Annotated in this window: 9 protein-coding genes; 5 read left to right on the top strand and 4 right to left on the bottom strand. The window is 69.9% G+C overall.

Translation table 11 applies throughout. The annotated features are described in order from the left end of the window. Window positions 1-430: 430 nt before the first annotated feature. On the top strand, window positions 431-1,594 hold the full coding sequence (locus AB4Z47_RS25445; RefSeq protein WP_441954274.1) for a zinc-binding dehydrogenase: 1,164 nt from the start codon (window positions 431-433) through the stop codon (window positions 1,592-1,594). Between the two features lie 19 nt (window positions 1,595-1,613). Here AB4Z47_RS25445 and AB4Z47_RS25440 read toward each other — a convergent pair whose 3' ends face one another. Continuing rightward, window positions 1,614-2,255, bottom strand: coding sequence for an endonuclease (locus tag AB4Z47_RS25440; RefSeq protein WP_441954272.1), 642 nt, complete (start codon window positions 2,253-2,255; stop codon window positions 1,614-1,616). Between the two features lie 770 nt (window positions 2,256-3,025). On the opposite strand from AB4Z47_RS25440, the gene AB4Z47_RS25435 reads away from it, so the two are divergent. After that, window positions 3,026-3,928: a hypothetical protein gene (locus AB4Z47_RS25435; RefSeq protein ID WP_441954270.1), complete on the top strand. Its 903-nt coding sequence runs from the start codon at window positions 3,026-3,028 to the stop codon at window positions 3,926-3,928. A 174-nt stretch (window positions 3,929-4,102) separates the two neighbouring features. Here AB4Z47_RS25435 and AB4Z47_RS25430 read toward each other — a convergent pair whose 3' ends face one another. From AB4Z47_RS25430 to AB4Z47_RS25420, 3 genes are read right to left on the bottom strand one after another with little or no spacing between them, the layout of a single operon-like run. Further along, on the bottom strand, window positions 4,103-5,650 hold the full coding sequence (locus tag AB4Z47_RS25430; RefSeq protein WP_441954268.1) for a dynamin family protein: 1,548 nt from the start codon (window positions 5,648-5,650) through the stop codon (window positions 4,103-4,105). Then, window positions 5,647-7,509: a dynamin family protein gene (locus AB4Z47_RS25425; RefSeq protein ID WP_441954266.1), complete on the bottom strand. Its 1,863-nt coding sequence runs from the start codon at window positions 7,507-7,509 to the stop codon at window positions 5,647-5,649. The genes AB4Z47_RS25430 and AB4Z47_RS25425 overlap by 4 nt, the downstream gene beginning before the upstream one ends. Window positions 7,510-7,546: 37 nt before the next feature. Further along, window positions 7,547-9,796, bottom strand: coding sequence for an IniB N-terminal domain-containing protein (locus AB4Z47_RS25420; RefSeq protein ID WP_441954264.1), 2,250 nt, complete (start codon window positions 9,794-9,796; stop codon window positions 7,547-7,549). Window positions 9,797-10,094: 298 nt separating this feature from the next. On the opposite strand from AB4Z47_RS25420, the gene AB4Z47_RS25415 reads away from it, so the two are divergent. Genes AB4Z47_RS25415 through AB4Z47_RS25405 form a run of 3 tightly spaced genes read left to right on the top strand, consistent with a single transcriptional unit; the run spans window position 10,095 to window position 15,596 of the window. Next, complete coding sequence (locus AB4Z47_RS25415) at window positions 10,095-11,867, top strand: Hsp70 family protein (protein WP_441954262.1); 1,773 nt, start codon at window positions 10,095-10,097, stop codon at window positions 11,865-11,867. After that, window positions 11,860-14,451 (top strand): LuxR C-terminal-related transcriptional regulator, encoded by a 2,592-nt coding sequence (locus tag AB4Z47_RS25410; RefSeq protein WP_441954260.1) that lies wholly within the window; start codon window positions 11,860-11,862, stop codon window positions 14,449-14,451. Before AB4Z47_RS25415 ends, AB4Z47_RS25410 begins: the two co-directional genes overlap by 8 nt. A 47-nt stretch (window positions 14,452-14,498) precedes the next feature. Beyond that, complete coding sequence (locus tag AB4Z47_RS25405) at window positions 14,499-15,596, top strand: hypothetical protein (RefSeq protein WP_441954258.1); 1,098 nt, start codon at window positions 14,499-14,501, stop codon at window positions 15,594-15,596. The last annotated feature ends 2 nt before the right edge of the window (window positions 15,597-15,598 follow it).

The following is a 15,598-nucleotide window of genomic DNA, read 5'->3' as shown; positions in this document are numbered from 1 at the left end:
CCGCCCAACGGCGCCCGACGGGCGCCGCGAGACCTCGCCCCAGCACCTCACGGAGCACGGTCCCAGCAACGCTGAGCGTGGTCGGCTCAATCTTGCACCCACCGGACACCGGGAGTCAACCCAAACTTGAGTCGGACCCACTCAACATTACCGAACAGCTCAACGCGCGACCGGCGCGATTGATTCCCGCGATCCGAAAAAACAGGGCGGCGCGAACCCGAGAGACTTCAGCGAGTGCCGCCGGGATGGATGTCCGGCTCGAGCGCATTGGCCGTCGCAAGCTTCCGCGGCAGCCGCACGAGCGTCGAACCCGCGGAGCCGTCGACGCCCGTGTTTCCGTTTCGCCCTCGTGCCCATTACCGGGCAGTAGGGTGGCGACAGGGTGACCGGACCAGGCGCCCGGCGTACGCCGCCGATCCGAGGAGTCGCCATGAGGGCCGCCGTCGTCACCGACACGAAGTTCGAGGTCGCCGACCTGCCGACGCCGAGTCCCGGCCCTGGCCAGCTGTTGATCAGGGTGTCCCGCTGCGGCATCTGCGGTTCCGACCTGCACGCCCGGACACATGCCGACGAGATGGCGGATCTGGCCGTTGCCACCGGGTACGACCACTTCATGCGGTCGGATCAGAGTGTGGTGCTCGGACACGAATTCAGCGGAGCGATACTCGATTACGGGCCTGGCTGTCGCAAACGATGGAAGGCGAGCACACCGGTGGTAGCCCTGCCGATCGTGCGGCACGGCAGGCAGCCACACCTGGTCGGCCTGTCGACCGCGGCGCCCGGCGGCTACGCCGAGCAGGTGGTTGTCCAGGAATCGATGACCATGCCGGTGCCGAACGGATTGTCCGCCGAACACGCCGCACTCACCGAGCCGATGGCGGTCGCCTGGCACGCCGTGCGCAGAGGCAAGGTCGGGAAGGGGCAAACCGCGTTCGTCATCGGCTGCGGCCCCATCGGCCTCGCGGTGATCAGCATGCTGAAGGCCGCAGGCGTGCGTACCGTGGTGGCCAGCGACTTCTCACCGCGCCGAAGGGAACTCGCGACCGCGTGCGGCGCCGACGTCGTGGTCGACCCGGCCACCGAGTCACCGTGGACGGCCGCACCGAAGAAGAGCAGGATCAACGGCGTCGCCGACATCCTCGGCCTCGGCTTCGACACCATGGAGCGGCTGCGGCGCGTCCCGAACCTACCGTGGTGGTACGTCTTCCGGCTGGCGCACACGCTGAACGCGGGACCGGCCGGACCGGTGATCTTCGAATGCGTGGGTGTGCCGGGGATCATCGATCAGATCCTCACCGCGGCGCCGCCGCTGTCGCGGGTTGTCGTAGTCGGCGTATGTATGCAAACCGACCGCTTCCAGCCCGCGATAGCGATCAACAAGGAAATCGAACTGCGGTTCGTGCTCGGCTACGACCCCGGCGAGTTCCGCGACACCCTACACATGCTCGCCGAAGGAAAGGTCGATCCGACACCACTGATCACCGGCACCGTCGGGCTGGCCGGTGTGGAGAACGCCTTCACCGCCCTCGGCAATCCGGAGCAGCACGCGAAGATCCTGGTGGATCCGAGCAGTTCCGCTGCCACCCCGGTCTGACGGGTTACCAGGGTCGACGTCACCGCCCGGTGGCGAGTACCTCGTCGGCGATCTTCTCGTCCAGCGTCACCCGCACCAGCGCCGCGGCGAGATCCGCGGCGTGGTCGCGCGCGAGATCGGCCAGCCGATCGGGATCATCCGGAAGCCGGACACGTTTGGCGCCGCGGAGGGCGCGTTCGTCGAAATGCGGCCGGACCCAGGTCCAGATGTCCTGGACCTCACGCAAGAAGATATCGCTTCCAGTCGGCCCGATGCCCTGGAATTCGCGTAGTAGTTCGGCCGCGCGCTTCGGGTCGTTTCGCGCCTCCTCGCCGAGTTTCCGCAGGTCACCGTGGTACCGGTCGAGCACGTGTGCGGCACTGGCGCGCAGCTTCGTCGCGGTGCTCTCGTCGTAGCGGCGATAGTGCGCCCTGCCGAGCGCGTCCACCAGGTCCTGCCAGTCCGCGTCGGCGACGCGCTGCGGCGTGCGGTAGCCGCTGTGGACCAGTTCCCGCGCGGCCGCCACCGCGATATCGGCGGAGATCCGGGCGCTGAGCAACACGGCGAGCATGAGCAGCTGGAACAGCGGAGCGGGTTTGTCGTCCAGCTTGATGCCCGCTTCCACCGCGTATCCCTTGCCCGCCCGGTCGAGCAACGCGTGCACCACATCCTGCTGACTCATTGCGACCTCCTCTCGTTTACCGGCTGCGTACCCAGGAGGTCGTGCGATACACCATGTCGGTGGGTGTGTACCTACGCGCACCGAGACAGCACCGGCGCCGATACCGATGCGATAAGCGGGCATACCTCGGTCCGATCCCTGGCCGAGTATGCGTGCCATCCGCCGAGGCCCTGATCAGGTGACAAGGAAACGGCCCGCCCAATCGTGATTACCCTCGTGCCATATTCGGGCCGTGCACATGACAGGTCCGCCGCCCCTGACGAGACTCCGCCCGCTGGTCGAATGTAACTCGAGCTGGACCATAGTTCCCGAGTTGCCATCTGCCGCTTGCGATCCGTGGAAAAATTGCGTGACTGGAAGCCAGGCAAAGGGGGTCGGGTGCGATTCGGAACGCCAGGCGACGGGCTGCTTTTGGCTGCCGTGTTCTCCGTAGTGGTCGCGTGCGCGGCGCCGGACTCGTCGCCGCCTGATGTCCCTGTTCCGACCGGGAACGGCACAGAGCAAACCACTGGTGCGACACCGGAAAACGCTCTCGTCATTCCGACAACCGCAGGACTGCCCACGGGACAGAGAGATGAGTCAGGCCCGGTAACCCAGCCACGCGGCATTCCGCCGACCGCACAGGTGCCCAGTGGGCCTACGGCGAGCGGCGGCGTCAATATTCCAGGAACCGGCCCACTCACCCGGGTATCGACGACGACTCCGTCAACCACGGCCCCGACGACCACGACCGCGCCATCCCCGACTCCGACCGCCACGAGGCCTGCCCGGTGACCGCGGAACAGTTGGATCAGACCGGCTCGCAAGGGCTTCGCATCGCATTGTCGGCGGCTGGGACGGTGACGTCGCAAGCTGTGCTGGTCACCGCCGTTCTGTACTACTTCGGATTGGTGTACACGCGCAGCTGGTTCGCGCATTTCGGGATCGACGCCGCCATGCTCGGCTTCTCAGTCCCCGACTATGTCGTGCGCAGTATCGGTGCCGCGTACTGGCCTGCTGTGCTGACGCTGCTCGTCGTCGTCGCGTTGTTCGGTGTCCGGCGGTTTCCGCTGATCGTCGCGGCGCGGAGCCGACGACCACGGCGCACCCTCCGGTTCTGGGTCGCTGCCGTATTTGCCTGCGGCACAATCCTCGAGGTCGCGGTGGCGGTCGGGATTCTGATCCGCGACGATCTGCCGCGGGCGATGAGCCTGTATCTGCCGATCATGATCGTGATCGGCGCGACTCTTCTGGGATACGCGATGGCCTTGCGTTCGGCATATCCCACTCTGCTCGGTTGGCGTCACGCCTCGCGAGGTCACGCACCTGCGTGGCTGCCGATACTGGCCTTGCTGCTGCTCGGGTTTCTCGGCGGAATGTGGGCCGTCGGCTCCTACGCGGAAATACGAGCGGGCAAGGATGTCGAGTCCGCCGAGGCGGCCAGGTTCAGCGATCGACCGCTGATTCTGCTGCTCAGCGTCGACCGGCTCGCTATCGAAGGCGGCGGCTCGCAAGTAGGAGAAATCACCGCACCTGGCGAAAAGTACCGCTATGCCTACAGCGGGCTGCTGCTGCTCGCGCGCACAGCTGATCGCTACTTCTTGATTCCGCACGAATGGAAAGCCAAGCGAGACCGAGTGTTCGTGATCAACAACAACGACAGCATCCGAATCGACATCGCGCGCCACCCATGAGGACACCGCGGCCTGGGGCTGCCATCGGCTCTGAAACCGACACGCCACATCGACACGCTGGCACCTTGCACGGGTGACAGCTTCGGGAGTTCATGGTCGTGACACGCTTCCAACATCGGGAACACTGGCGCGGATCCGATTGCTCCGACATAGCCTGTTGCCCAGCCAAACTACCTACTCGGGCAGCAGGCTCAGGGTTCCCTCCGCGCTGCGGGCCGCGGTGAGGCAGGCGGTGGCGGTGAACTGGTCGGCGAGGGGGTGGCGGGCGCGGGCGCGCCACTTCCGGACCGCGGCGACCGCCTGGGCGCGCTGCACCGAAGGCGCCGCGTCGACCGGGAGGCCAAGGCGCAGATGCGGGGCGATACCGGAGCCGCCGATGATGCGGTGCAGTTCGGCGAGATCGGTGGCGGGCAGCGTCAATTCGTCGGTGCGCAATCGGCCGAGCAAACGCAGCTCGGCGAAGCCGTGGACGTCGGCGAGCAGGGTGCGCACCTGAGGCAGCAGACTATCGGCCCTGGTGCCAGGGTAGGCGGTGAGCACCTTGGCCAGCGCGGTGAGCGCGGAATGCGCCTTGAGTTGGTCGGCGCGTTGGCCGAACTGCACGTCCAGTACCGAGCGCAACTCGTCGACACCGCTGCGGATGGTCAATTCGGCGGCGAGCCTCGCCGAATCACGCACGCCGAGTCTGATCAACGTGATCGCCAAGCGAATACCGAACATGCCGAATCGCTCGGCGAGCTGCGCGCGCAGCTCCGGCTGCACCGGAAGCCGAATGTCGGCGCGTGCGAACCGATCCGCCGACAGCAGCGCCGTGCTCAGGTCATCGACAGAAATGCGCGCCAGCGCCTCGAACGCCGCGAATTCCTGCTGGCGCAGCGTGGCGGCGGCGAATGCGAGCAGCCCGGCAACCGGAATCACGGCCTGGCACAGCCCGGTTCGCTCGAGCTCCCCGGCGAAACGCACCGCGACATCGCGCGCGGAATGCAGCGCGTCGATACGTCCTGCGCCGATTTCGTCCGCCCGCGACACCACACCGACGACGCCGAGCGGGCCCGGCAATCCCGATGTTTCCTGGGCGTTTCCGGCGCCGACCCGCTCCAGGAAGCGCACGTCCTCGGCGTCCAGTCTGCGCAGTAGGTACACGATCGCGTCGGCGCCCGGAACGGCGAGGTTCTCCTGGACCCGCTCCTCGTCCTCTTCCGGCGTCAACAGCCGCGCGGTGCGCCGCGACACCTCGCGGGACAGCGACGACGTACCCGGTGTGTCGATGATCGTCGTGTGTGCGAGCGCCGCCGCGGGCCACTCGACCTCCAGGTGATCGACCTCGCGCGGTGTCGGCGCGTCCCAGTGCAGCCGGTCCAGATCGAAGGACAGACCGTGCGCTCCGCTGCCGCGCCGGACCACCACGTTCGCGCGAGCGCCGTCGTAGGCGTGCGCCGTCACGCTCGGCGTCGAACCGTACCGGTACCAGGTGACCACCCTGGTGCACTCGGTCGCGTCGGTCGGGGCGATATCCTGCCCGACAAGGGAATTCAGCAGGGTCGACTTGCCCGCCTTGAGCGAACCCGCCAGTGCGACGCGCAGGGGCTGGTCCAATCTGCGGGCGCAGTCGGCCAGCAGCGCCCGAGGTCGCGGTTCGCTCGCCAGCGCTGCCCGCGCCGCGCCGACCAGCCGATGCGCCTCGGCCACGATCGCCGGCGCCGCGCCACCTTCATGTGTCACGTGGCCACCGTACCGGCGGGTCCGTTCGATAGTGCGGCCTGCAGGGCGTCGGCATACCGGCGCAGCTCGGCGACCACGCGCAGCTGCTGTTCGAGCAGCGCGCCACGCTCGGCACGCCGGGTGGTGGCCATCGTCGCCGCCTCCTGCGCCGCACGCAGCGAGTCGTCGAGCGAGCGCAGGCTCCGCTGGGCGACACCAGCGTAATGGTCGCGCAGCGCGCGGTGGATGCGGTGCAACCGGTCCTTCGACTCCTTGCCCGCCTGGAACGCCACGTCGTCGACGAACCTGCGCACCGCCGCCTTCGCCTCGTTGCGGCGCTTGGCCAGCCTTGCCTGCTTGTCGTCACGGAATGCCTTGCCGCCCACCAGGACTCCCGCGCCGATCGAGATCGGGTTGAGCAGGGCGAGCCCGGCGAACGTGCTGGCCAGCCCGACCATGAGCACACCGCCGTAGGAGCCGCGCATGCTGACGAGCAGCTTGCTGCCGAAGCCGATGTCGGGCTCCAGGTCGGCGAGCGTACCGGAATTGGTGTAGCCGGTATCGGCCTGCAGTCCGGGTCGCACGTCCGGTAGGTCGACAGCGCCTATCTCAGCGAAATGCTCCGCGACCCGCTCGGCGAGGTAGAGCGCCCGCGCATGGGTCCACAACAGGTTGTCGCCGATCGCGGTGTCGATGGTGCCGGTGAGGTGTTCGGCGATGCGATCCCAGTGCCTGCCGGGATCGTGCTCGTCGATCCACTCCTCGGTGGTCCGTGCGATGGTGCGCAGCCGGTCCCGCAGATCATGGTCGACGTCGCCGGCCAGGTCGGTGATGCCGTCGGCGAGGGTCTGCTGCCACGCCGCGGTGCGGCGGTGAAGTTCCTCGGCCGCCGCGCGGGCGGACTGCAATTCGCGAACTGCCGCCTCACCCTGCGCCGGATCACGCACCGCGACCAGCTCGCTGCCCAGCGCGAGCGCCAGATGTTCCGCCGCGGAACGGATGTCGCGGGCTACGGCAGCACGCGTCGCAAGCTGATCGCGGGCAACAACCTGGTCGCGCAGGAATTGATAGAGCACGCCGAAACCGGATTCCCTACCCAGCTGCGGGTCCTGCAAACGCAGCGCGTGGCTGCGCAGCAGTGACGAGATGACGATCATCGGCACGTCGAGACCGGCCCGCTCGAGATGACACCGGTCGGCCTCGTGCACTTGACGCCAGTGCGGGTACAGGTCGGTCTTGGTGAGCAGCAACGCGACCGTCGGGCACAGCTCCCGCACCTGCCGGAGGAAGGCGAGTTCCGGCTCGGTGAGTTCGGTGGACGCGTCCGAGAGCACCAGCACCGCGTCCGCCGCGGGCACCAGGCCGAGCACGTTCGCGGCATAGGAACTCCCGTGTGCGCCGACGCCTGGAGTGTCGATCAGCACGATCCCGTCGGCGAGCAGCGCATTGGGCACCCGGATCTCCAGGCGCACGATGTGCCGCCCCTGGGCGAGCGGGGAGCGCGCGTCGATCCCGCCGATCTCCTCGAGCGGCACCGCGACCCTGGTCTCCGCACCGCTGGAATCGCCGTGCGCCGCGAGCACCAACTCCGCCGTCGGCTCGGGGCCGTGCGACAGCAACATCGGCACCGTGGTGGTCGCGTCGTCGCCGACCGGGCAGATGTCGAGGTTCAGCAGCGCGTTGACGAAGCGGCTCTTGCCCTGGTCCAGAAGCCCGGCGACGACGATGCGCCTGCGCGGGTCGCGGACCCGGTCGGCCGCCGCTGCCAAGCGGCCGACCAGGTCGTTGCGGCCTGCGGCACGCGCCGCCGCGATGGTTTCATCAAGTGCCGAAAGCAGCGGTACCGTCGGCGGCGTGGCGTTCGGCTCGGGCGTCCCCATCGCGGCATCGACCTCTTTCCGTAGCGCAGGGCAACTGTCAGTGCAGGAGGGCGTCGCCGGTCAGGTCGGCGCCTGCCGAACCGGTGAGATCGGCGCCCGCGTGTGTGTCCGTGAAGAGACCCGTGTCGGTCTGCGCACCTGTCGTGCTGTCCAGACCCGAACCGAAGGCGCTCGACACGTCCAGCGCGGACCAAGTGTGCGCGGTCGATCCGACGCTGCCGCCGAGACCCACCCCGGTATCCACCGCGCCATGCGTGGCGCCACCCACCGATCCGCCGAGACCGGCGGCGGTGTCCACCGCGCCACCGACGGTCGAATTCAGTCCGCCGCCGAGATCTGCCGTGGTGCCCAGGCCCGTGGAGAGGCCGCTCTCCAGACCGGTCGTCCCGTGTGCACCGATGCCACTGTCCAGGCTCGATCCCAGCTGTCCCCCCGCGCTTGCCGCGCCTTCGAAACCGCTCGACAGGCCCGCACCGGCATTGCCCGCAGCACCGAGACCGGTTTCCAAACCGGTCGTCGCGTCAGCACCCGCACCGAAGGCTCCACCCACGGTCGAGGACAAGCCGGTCTCCAGACCGGCACCGGCGTGCGCACCCGCACCGATCGCACCGTCGATCCCCGTGGTCAGACTGGTTCCGAGCCCAGCACCCGCCTCGATTCCGGTCGACAGGCCCGAGCCGAGTCCGGCCGCAGCCTGCGCTCCCGCGTCGATAGCACCGGTGACCCCGGTCTCGAGGCCGGTACCGGCCTGTACCGCGCCGTCCACACCTGTGGACAGTCCCACCCCGAGCCCGCCGGACGCTCCCGTTTCCAGACCGGTCGTGGCGTCGGCGCCCCCACCGAGCACCGCACCGACTCCGGTTTCCAGACCCGAACCGATCTGTGCTCCGGTGACCAATGTGCCGTCCAAGCTCGTGGACAGACCGCCGCCGAGGTCAGCGCCCGCGCCGAGGGCCGCACCGAGCCCCGTCGCGAGACCGGTTTCCAGGCCCGCCGCCGCCTGCGCGCCGATGTTCGCGGCCCCACCGACGGCCGAGGAAATACCGCCACCGAGTCCGGTGGTCAGATCGCCCGCACCCTGTGCTGCGCCGTCGATTCCGCCGGTCAGCCCGGTCGCGACCTCGCCGGTGGCGTCGAGCGCACTGCCGAGACCGGTCGACAGGCCGGTCTCGAGTCCGGTACCCACGGCCTCGCCCGCTGCCTGCAATCCGGTCGACAGCCCGACACCGAGGCCACCGCCCGCACCAAGCGCCGCACCGAGACCTGAGGTCAAGCCGCCTGTTGCCTCCATCGCACCGCCCAGACCGGCACCCAGATCGGCGCCGGTCTGCGCACCAGTACCCAGCGTTGCATCCAAACCGGTCGTCAAACCAGTCGCCGCGCCTATTGCACCTTCCAGACCGGCACCGGCCTGCGCACCCAACGCCGTGTCCAGACCCGCAGTCAGACCGGTCACCGCATTCACCGCCCCTTGCAAACCCGCACCCAAGTCGGCACCGGCCTGCGCACCGGATCCCAGTGCTGTGTCCAGACCCGCAGTCAGACCGGTCACCGCATCCACCGCCCCCTGCAGACCCACGCCGAGACCCGTCGTCAACCCCGCGGCCGCAGCAACGGCGCCGTCGATGCCTGTGGTCAATCCGGCACCGAGATCCGCGCCCGCGTCCAGTGCCGCGTCGATACCGGTGGACAGGCCCGTCTCGAGTCCGGTTCCGACGTTCGCCACACCCTGCAAGCCCGCGGACAGCTCGGTGCTGAGGTCGGTATTCGTCCCGATGCCGGTGATCAACTGGGCGCCCGCTCCGAGCAGGCCCCCCACTGCGGCGGACAGATCCGCCCCGGCGTTCACCACGGTGCCGAGACCCGCCGTCAGCCCGGCGCCCAGGTCGGCGCCGACCTGTAGGCCGGCGTCGATCGCTGTGTCCAGACCCGCGCCGAGGTCTACCCCGAGACCGGTGCCCGCACCCACACCGAGATCAACGCCGAGGTCGGCGCCGAGGTCGAGCCCGGCGTCCGCCGCGGCGGCGGCACCCACGGTGGCTGCCGCGTTCACCGCGGCAACCGCACCCGTCTGCGCACCGGCCGCCACGATCGCCTGCAGCTGGGAACCGCCCACTACCAGTGCCGACTCCGCGACCATCGGGGCACAGGCCGCGATGTCCTCCGGGGTTACCGCGGAAAGGCCTGCCGCGGCCAGCGCCTGGGTCGGGTTCGCGCAGTAGCCGGCTGCGGCCTCGTGGTTCCGCAGCAGATCGAGGATGAACTCCAAAATCGCGTTGGGTGTCATCAGAAACATCTCCTGAGATCCGGCGGACCTCATGATCCGCAGTCGTTGGAATGAATTTCACGCTAGGGACACCGCCCGTTACTCCGAAACGGGGCGAACCCCTACACCCGGTCCCCCGCACCCATTAGGGGCGGCCGGAGGAATAGGGGAATTTCCCGGAACCCTCCCCGCCCGGTAACGGCGGAGTGCCAGCAACCGACAGATCTGTTGCGTCGGCGTGACCGCACTGACCTGCGCACCATCGGACCAGACACTGGACCGGACATCGGACCGGACAGTTTTCGAACGGGGTTCTCGAATGACACAGCGCCTGGCGCTCGGCATCACGGTCGGCGCGTCGAATTCGGTCGCCGTGGCGGCAGCGGAGGATGGCAGCGACGACGACACCATTCTCTCGGGCGGCGGTGCGGTACTCACCCACCCGAGCGTGTTGCGGCTGTCCCCCGGCGCGGCGCCCACTTTCGGAGCGGGCGCACGCGCCACCGGTCGCCATTCCAGCGACATACTGCTGGAGGGCTTCCTCGCCAGGGTCGGCGACCCGGTGGCGATGCTCGCCGAGGACGGCTCGGCGCATTCTGCCGCCGACCTGGTCGCCACCGCGATCGGATGCCTGCTCGACGAGATCACCTGGGAGGCAGGCCGCTACGTCGCCGAGACCGTGGTCGCCTGCCATCCGGCCTCGTGGTCGCGGCACACCGTGGACATCCAACGAGCCGCCCTCGACCAGGCCGGACTGGGCGAGGTGACGCTCGTCCCCGAGCCGACCGCCGCGGTCCGCTGGCTGGACGCCGCACACGGTCCGCTCGCGGACGGCGCTGTGGTGGTCTACGACCTCGGTGGATCCGGGCTGACCGTCTCGGTGGTCCGCACCGGGGATCACGCGGGCCTGCTCGGTACACCGCTGCGAAGCACGGACATCGCTGGCGCGGAATTCGATCTGCTGACCATGCGCTATGTCCTGGCAAACGCAGCGCTCGTGACTGATTTCGATCCGTTCGACCCGCTGGTGGAACGCGAATTATCGGCTTTGCGCGAGCGCTGCAGGAATGCGAAAGAAGAGCTTTCCATCAATACCGCGACGGTCGTTCCGGTGCGGCTGGATCCGGACGATCCGGGCGGAAGCAACGTGCGGCTGGTGCGCGGCGAGCTGGAGGATCTGCTGCGCGGGCCGCTACTGAGCTCGATCGACCTGATCCGCGACGCGGTGCACCGGGCCGGGCTCGACATCGGCGACATCGGCCGCGTCCTGCTCACGGGTGGCGGCGGCGCGATCCCCCTGGTCGCGGAGCTGATCTCGTCCGAGTTCGGCCTGCCGGTGGTGGCCGCCCCCGAGCCGGAGCACACCTGCGCGCGCGGCGCCGCGTTGCTGGCCACCGACCTGCTTGCCGCCGAGGCGGAATACCTACCCGTGGCCGCCCCGGTCGCCGAGATCGCGACGGCGCCATCGACCACAGCGCTTCCCGCGCTGGGCCTTCCACCCCTGCCCGACGAACGCCCATCCCGCCGCCGTGCGCTCACCGGCAGGCAGCGTGCCGCCATCGTCGCCGGTGCGGCGGTCGCCATCGGCCTGCTGGCCACCGGCACCGTCGCCATCGGCACCGGCATCCAGTCCAGCTCGAACCATCCCGCCTCGACCGAGCCGCCGACGGCCGGTAGTGCGGTGGAGATCGCCGCGACGACCGTCGTGCGGCCGAGTGAATCGTCCGTGCCCGTGGCGGGCGTCGCGGCACCGGACGCGACCACCTCCGCGGGTCGACCGAAAGCCGGAACGACCGAGGCCGGTTCCTCCTCGTCCGCGGCCCAGGGCACCACCGTCGCCGTAGTGAACAGCGAGCAGGCCCCTGGCCAGCCTGCGCCCGCAGACTCTGGTGCGTCGCAACCGGCTCCGCAACCACAGCCGTCCCCTTCCCCGGCACCGGCCCCCGGCACGACCCAGCCCATACCGCAGCCGCAGCGTCCGGTGCCGAGCCTGCCGACCGGGGTGCTGAACGACACCATCGACGGCGTCGGCGGCACCGTCGGCACCGTGCTACGCGCTCCCGGCCAGATCCTCGGAGGCTCAGGTGGCTGATACCGCCCTCGACACCCTGCCGTGTGCGCGCGAAATCTTCCGGGAGCTGGACTCCACCGACCGGCAGCCGATGGTCTATCTCATCCGCGGCCGCTCGCAAACCGGTAAGTCCACACTGCTCACGGAGATCCGGGCCCGCCTGCGCGCCGATGGCGTCCTGCTGCGGGACGACACCGCCGCACTCCAGCATGTGCACGCAAGCAACGGTTCGAACACGGTGGCGCGGACGCACAGCGCGACCGGAGCCGTGGCGACCGACGCCGCGACGCGACCGGCCCTGATCATCGACAACGCGCATACCCTTGGCCGCTTCGACCTCGAATATCTCTGCGCCGTCATCGAATCCGGCCGGTACACGGTGATCGTGGCGGCGCAGCCGCGCCCGCACGACCCGCGGTTGCGGATGCTCGCCGACGCGGTCGCCCGCCGCGGTCGGGTCGTCGATCTGCGCCCGCTCGGCGTCGCCGACATGGCGCCGTTCGCCAGAGAACTCGGCATGATGGTCCCGCGCCAGGTCGCTCAGCACATCCACCTGCAGACCGCGGGTATCCGCGGCGGCGTGGTCGCCGCGCTGACCGCCGCCTGCTCGGCTCGGCTGGACGCGGGCATCGGCGTCGTCGACACCGCCGTCACCGCATGGGCGCGTGCACTGCTGGACAACCTCGAGCCCGACCTGCTGGAGACCCTCGTTGTCGCCACCACCGGGACCGGACTCGACTCCAGCGAGCTCGCCGAAGTACTCGGCGTGGAGCCCGCGGCCGCCCATGATCTCATCGACCGGGCCAGAGCATGCGCGCTGGTAACCGACGCCGACCTGCTGCTCGAACCCGCCGTCGGCCCGCTGCGCACGCTGCTCGGCGACCGCAGGTTCGTCGCGGTCCAGCGCAGGCTGCTCGACGCCCGGCTGGACGCTGGCCTGCTGCGCGACCACACCGCCCTGCAACTCGCCGAATCCGGCGTCCGCGACCCGCGCCTCGCCGAATTCCTGATCGCCGCGGCGGGGAAGGCCGGTCGCGAGGCGGTCCGTTACTACGCCGCCGCGGCGGCCGGCGGCGCCGACCTCGATCTGATCGCGCTGCGCTGGGCCGAGGCGGCCGCGCGCACCGGCGACGGTGCGACGGCCATGCGCCTGGCCGAGCCGATGCTCGCGCGGCCGGGCAGCACCGGCGCGGAGCTCGCTACCGCCGTGCGGATTTGCGCGGCAGTGCTGACCCGTCGCGGCATGGTCGGCCGCGCGGCGCAGTTGTACTCCTGGCTCGGCGCGCACCGGGTGGGCCCGGACTGGGCGGTCGGCGCCACCGTGCTGTATCTGGCGGGTGACGTGGCGGGCGCCGCGGAGCTGTCCGCGTCGTCGACGCAGTGGCCACCGACCGAGGCCGACGCGCACGCCAGGCTGCTCGCGACCGCGCTGGCGGACTCCATCGCCGAGCGTGCGAACGGTACAGCCGCAGCGGTGTCCGCACTGGTGCGGGCCGCGCACGCCGAGGCAGGCGTCGACCGCTTCCTGCCGTGCACGGCGGTGTCGATCGCCACGCTGCTCTCGCTCGGCACCGGTGAGCCGCGCCGCGCCGGAGATGCGTTGCGGCGCGCCGCGGCCACCGGATTGCGCTGCCATCAGCTCGACGTGCTTTCGGCATGGACCGCGATGCTCGGCGGCGACGAGCGCGCCGCCGCGGCCATCGTGGCCGCGCTGGACCACGAGTCGCTCGACGTCCGCGACCGTCTGCTCGCACACGGCGTCGCGGTCGGCCTCGCCCGACGCAGCGGCGACCACACCGCGCTGACCCGCGCGTGGCAAGCGGCCTATCCATTGTTCGACGACGTGCAGGCAGATCTCCTGTCGGTGCTGCCGATCGGCGAGCTGTGGCTGGCGGGCATCCGCCTGCGCGACGAACGCCGCATCGCGCCGCTGGTGGACGCCGCGCTGGCACTACTTCGCCGCCTGGACGAGCCACCGGCCTGGTCCAACGCCTTCCACTGGTATGGCGTACAGTCCGCGATCGCCCACGAAAGCCCGGAGGAGCTGCTGCCACACGCGCATGCGCTGAAGGCGGCGGCCGAGGCGGGCGACCGGCACGCCGCGGTGCTCGCGGACGCGGGCCGCACCTGGGTGCTGGTGCTGCGCGGTCAGGTCGCCGCCGCACCGGTTCAGGCCGCCGTCGCCGCGCTGACCGAAATCGGCATGACCTGGGACGGTGCTCGGCTGGCCAGCGAGGCGGCACTCGCCGCGCCCGACTCCGCGGCAGCGACCGCACTGCTCAAACTGGCACGCACGGTCCGCGCCGACGCCCGTCCGCAGGAACCGCAGGCCCGGCCGCCCGCACCGGCCGCACGCGAAGGGAGCCAGGCAACGCCGGCGGCTCCTGCACAGGCACCGGCCGCGATCCTCAGCGAACGCGAACGCGAAGTGGCCGAACTGGTGCTGCTCGGGCTGACCTACCGGGAGGTCGGAGCGCGGCTGTACATCTCGGCCAAGACGGTCGAGCACCACGTCGCCCGCATCCGACGCCGAATCGGTGCCGGCTCGCGTTCGGAGTTGTTGTCGATGCTGCGCGCCATGGGACACGGCTCGCTGCTGGTGTAACCTTTGCGGTTCCGTGTCAGCGGGACTGCCGAAGCGAGGTACTGAGGATGGCCACTGGGGTGGGCCTGCGCATCGCCGAGGACGAGTGCACGGCGGTAATCGTCACCGACGGCGACGAGGAGCCGCAGTACATCGTCCGCGAGTCGGCCTTGCATATGTCCGACGACGGTGACGCGGTGCTCGGCGGACCCGTACCCGCGGGGCATTCTCACTCGATCACCGGCTTCGTTCCTGCCGTCGGCGATCCCGCGGGCATTTCGGTCGATGATGGCGAGGCCTATCGCGCCGAAGATCTGGTCGCAACCGCGTTGTTCTGCCTGATCAATCTGACCGCCGAGCATCTCAACGGTCCGGCGGAGTTCTACGCGACGCACCCTGGGGACTGGCCCGCCGAGCACGTGGGCTCGCTGCGTGAGGCATTGGACTACCTCGGTCTCCGCTCGGTGCTGCTGGTCAGCGAGGGCGACCTGCCCAGCGCCGGAACCGGCGCGAACGGCGGCTCGTTCGCCTACGACGCGGCGCGTGCGGCGCTGGCGGCTGTGCTGGCGACGCCGGCCGGCGCGACCCCGCCGGACCCCTCCACCGCCGAGAACTCGTTGTTGGACACTATCGTCATCCCGGCGGTTCCCGCCGCCCAGCCACAGGCATATTCCGCGGCCATTCCGATCGCGGCGTCGGTCGGGGCGACCGAACCGGCCGCACCCGAAAAGCCCGTACCGGCAACCACTCCCGCGAAGGACAGCAAGCGAACGCCGCTGCTGATCGCCGCGGCCGCGCTGATCGGGCTCATGCTGGGCGGTATCGCGGTGGCCGCGCTGTTCCGCGACGACAGCGACACACCGGTGCCGCCGCTACGGGACGCCAAGTCCGAGCAGTCGTCGGTGAGCCTCACTCCGCCCGCGCCGCCGGTCGAGTCCCCCACGGTGCCTGTCACGACTCCGTCGCCCGAACCCCCGGTGATCACGCAGACCACGTCGCCGGAGACCACGACGCCGGAGACCACGACGCCCCCGCCGCCGACCACCACCGAGCCGCCGACCACCACCACACGTCCCACACGGACAACGACGACAAACCCCTACCCCTACCCCTACACGTTCCCGTCGATGCCGCCGATGACATTCCCCAACTGGAACACCGGGTAGTA

The organism is Nocardia sp. 2TAF39 (genome assembly GCF_052114905.1).
In the GTDB taxonomy this organism is placed as follows: Bacteria; Actinomycetota; Actinomycetes; order Mycobacteriales; family Mycobacteriaceae; genus Nocardia.
Note: the sequence above shows the minus strand (reverse complement) of the source record. Positions and strands in the feature narration are given on the sequence as shown.

Coding starts and splice junctions, on each gene's coding strand:
- AB4Z47_RS25440 (WP_441954272.1), bottom strand. CDS start 2,255: ATGAGTCAGCAGGATGTGGTGCACGCGTTGCTCGACCGGGCGGGCAAG.
- AB4Z47_RS25420 (WP_441954264.1), bottom strand. CDS start 9,796: ATGACACCCAACGCGATTTTGGAGTTCATCCTCGATCTGCTGCGGAAC.
- AB4Z47_RS25405 (WP_441954258.1), top strand. CDS start 14,499: ATGGCCACTGGGGTGGGCCTGCGCATCGCCGAGGACGAGTGCACGGCG.
- AB4Z47_RS25445 (WP_441954274.1), top strand. CDS start 431: ATGAGGGCCGCCGTCGTCACCGACACGAAGTTCGAGGTCGCCGACCTG.
- AB4Z47_RS25415 (WP_441954262.1), top strand. CDS start 10,095: ATGACACAGCGCCTGGCGCTCGGCATCACGGTCGGCGCGTCGAATTCG.
- AB4Z47_RS25425 (WP_441954266.1), bottom strand. CDS start 7,509: ATGGGGACGCCCGAGCCGAACGCCACGCCGCCGACGGTACCGCTGCTT.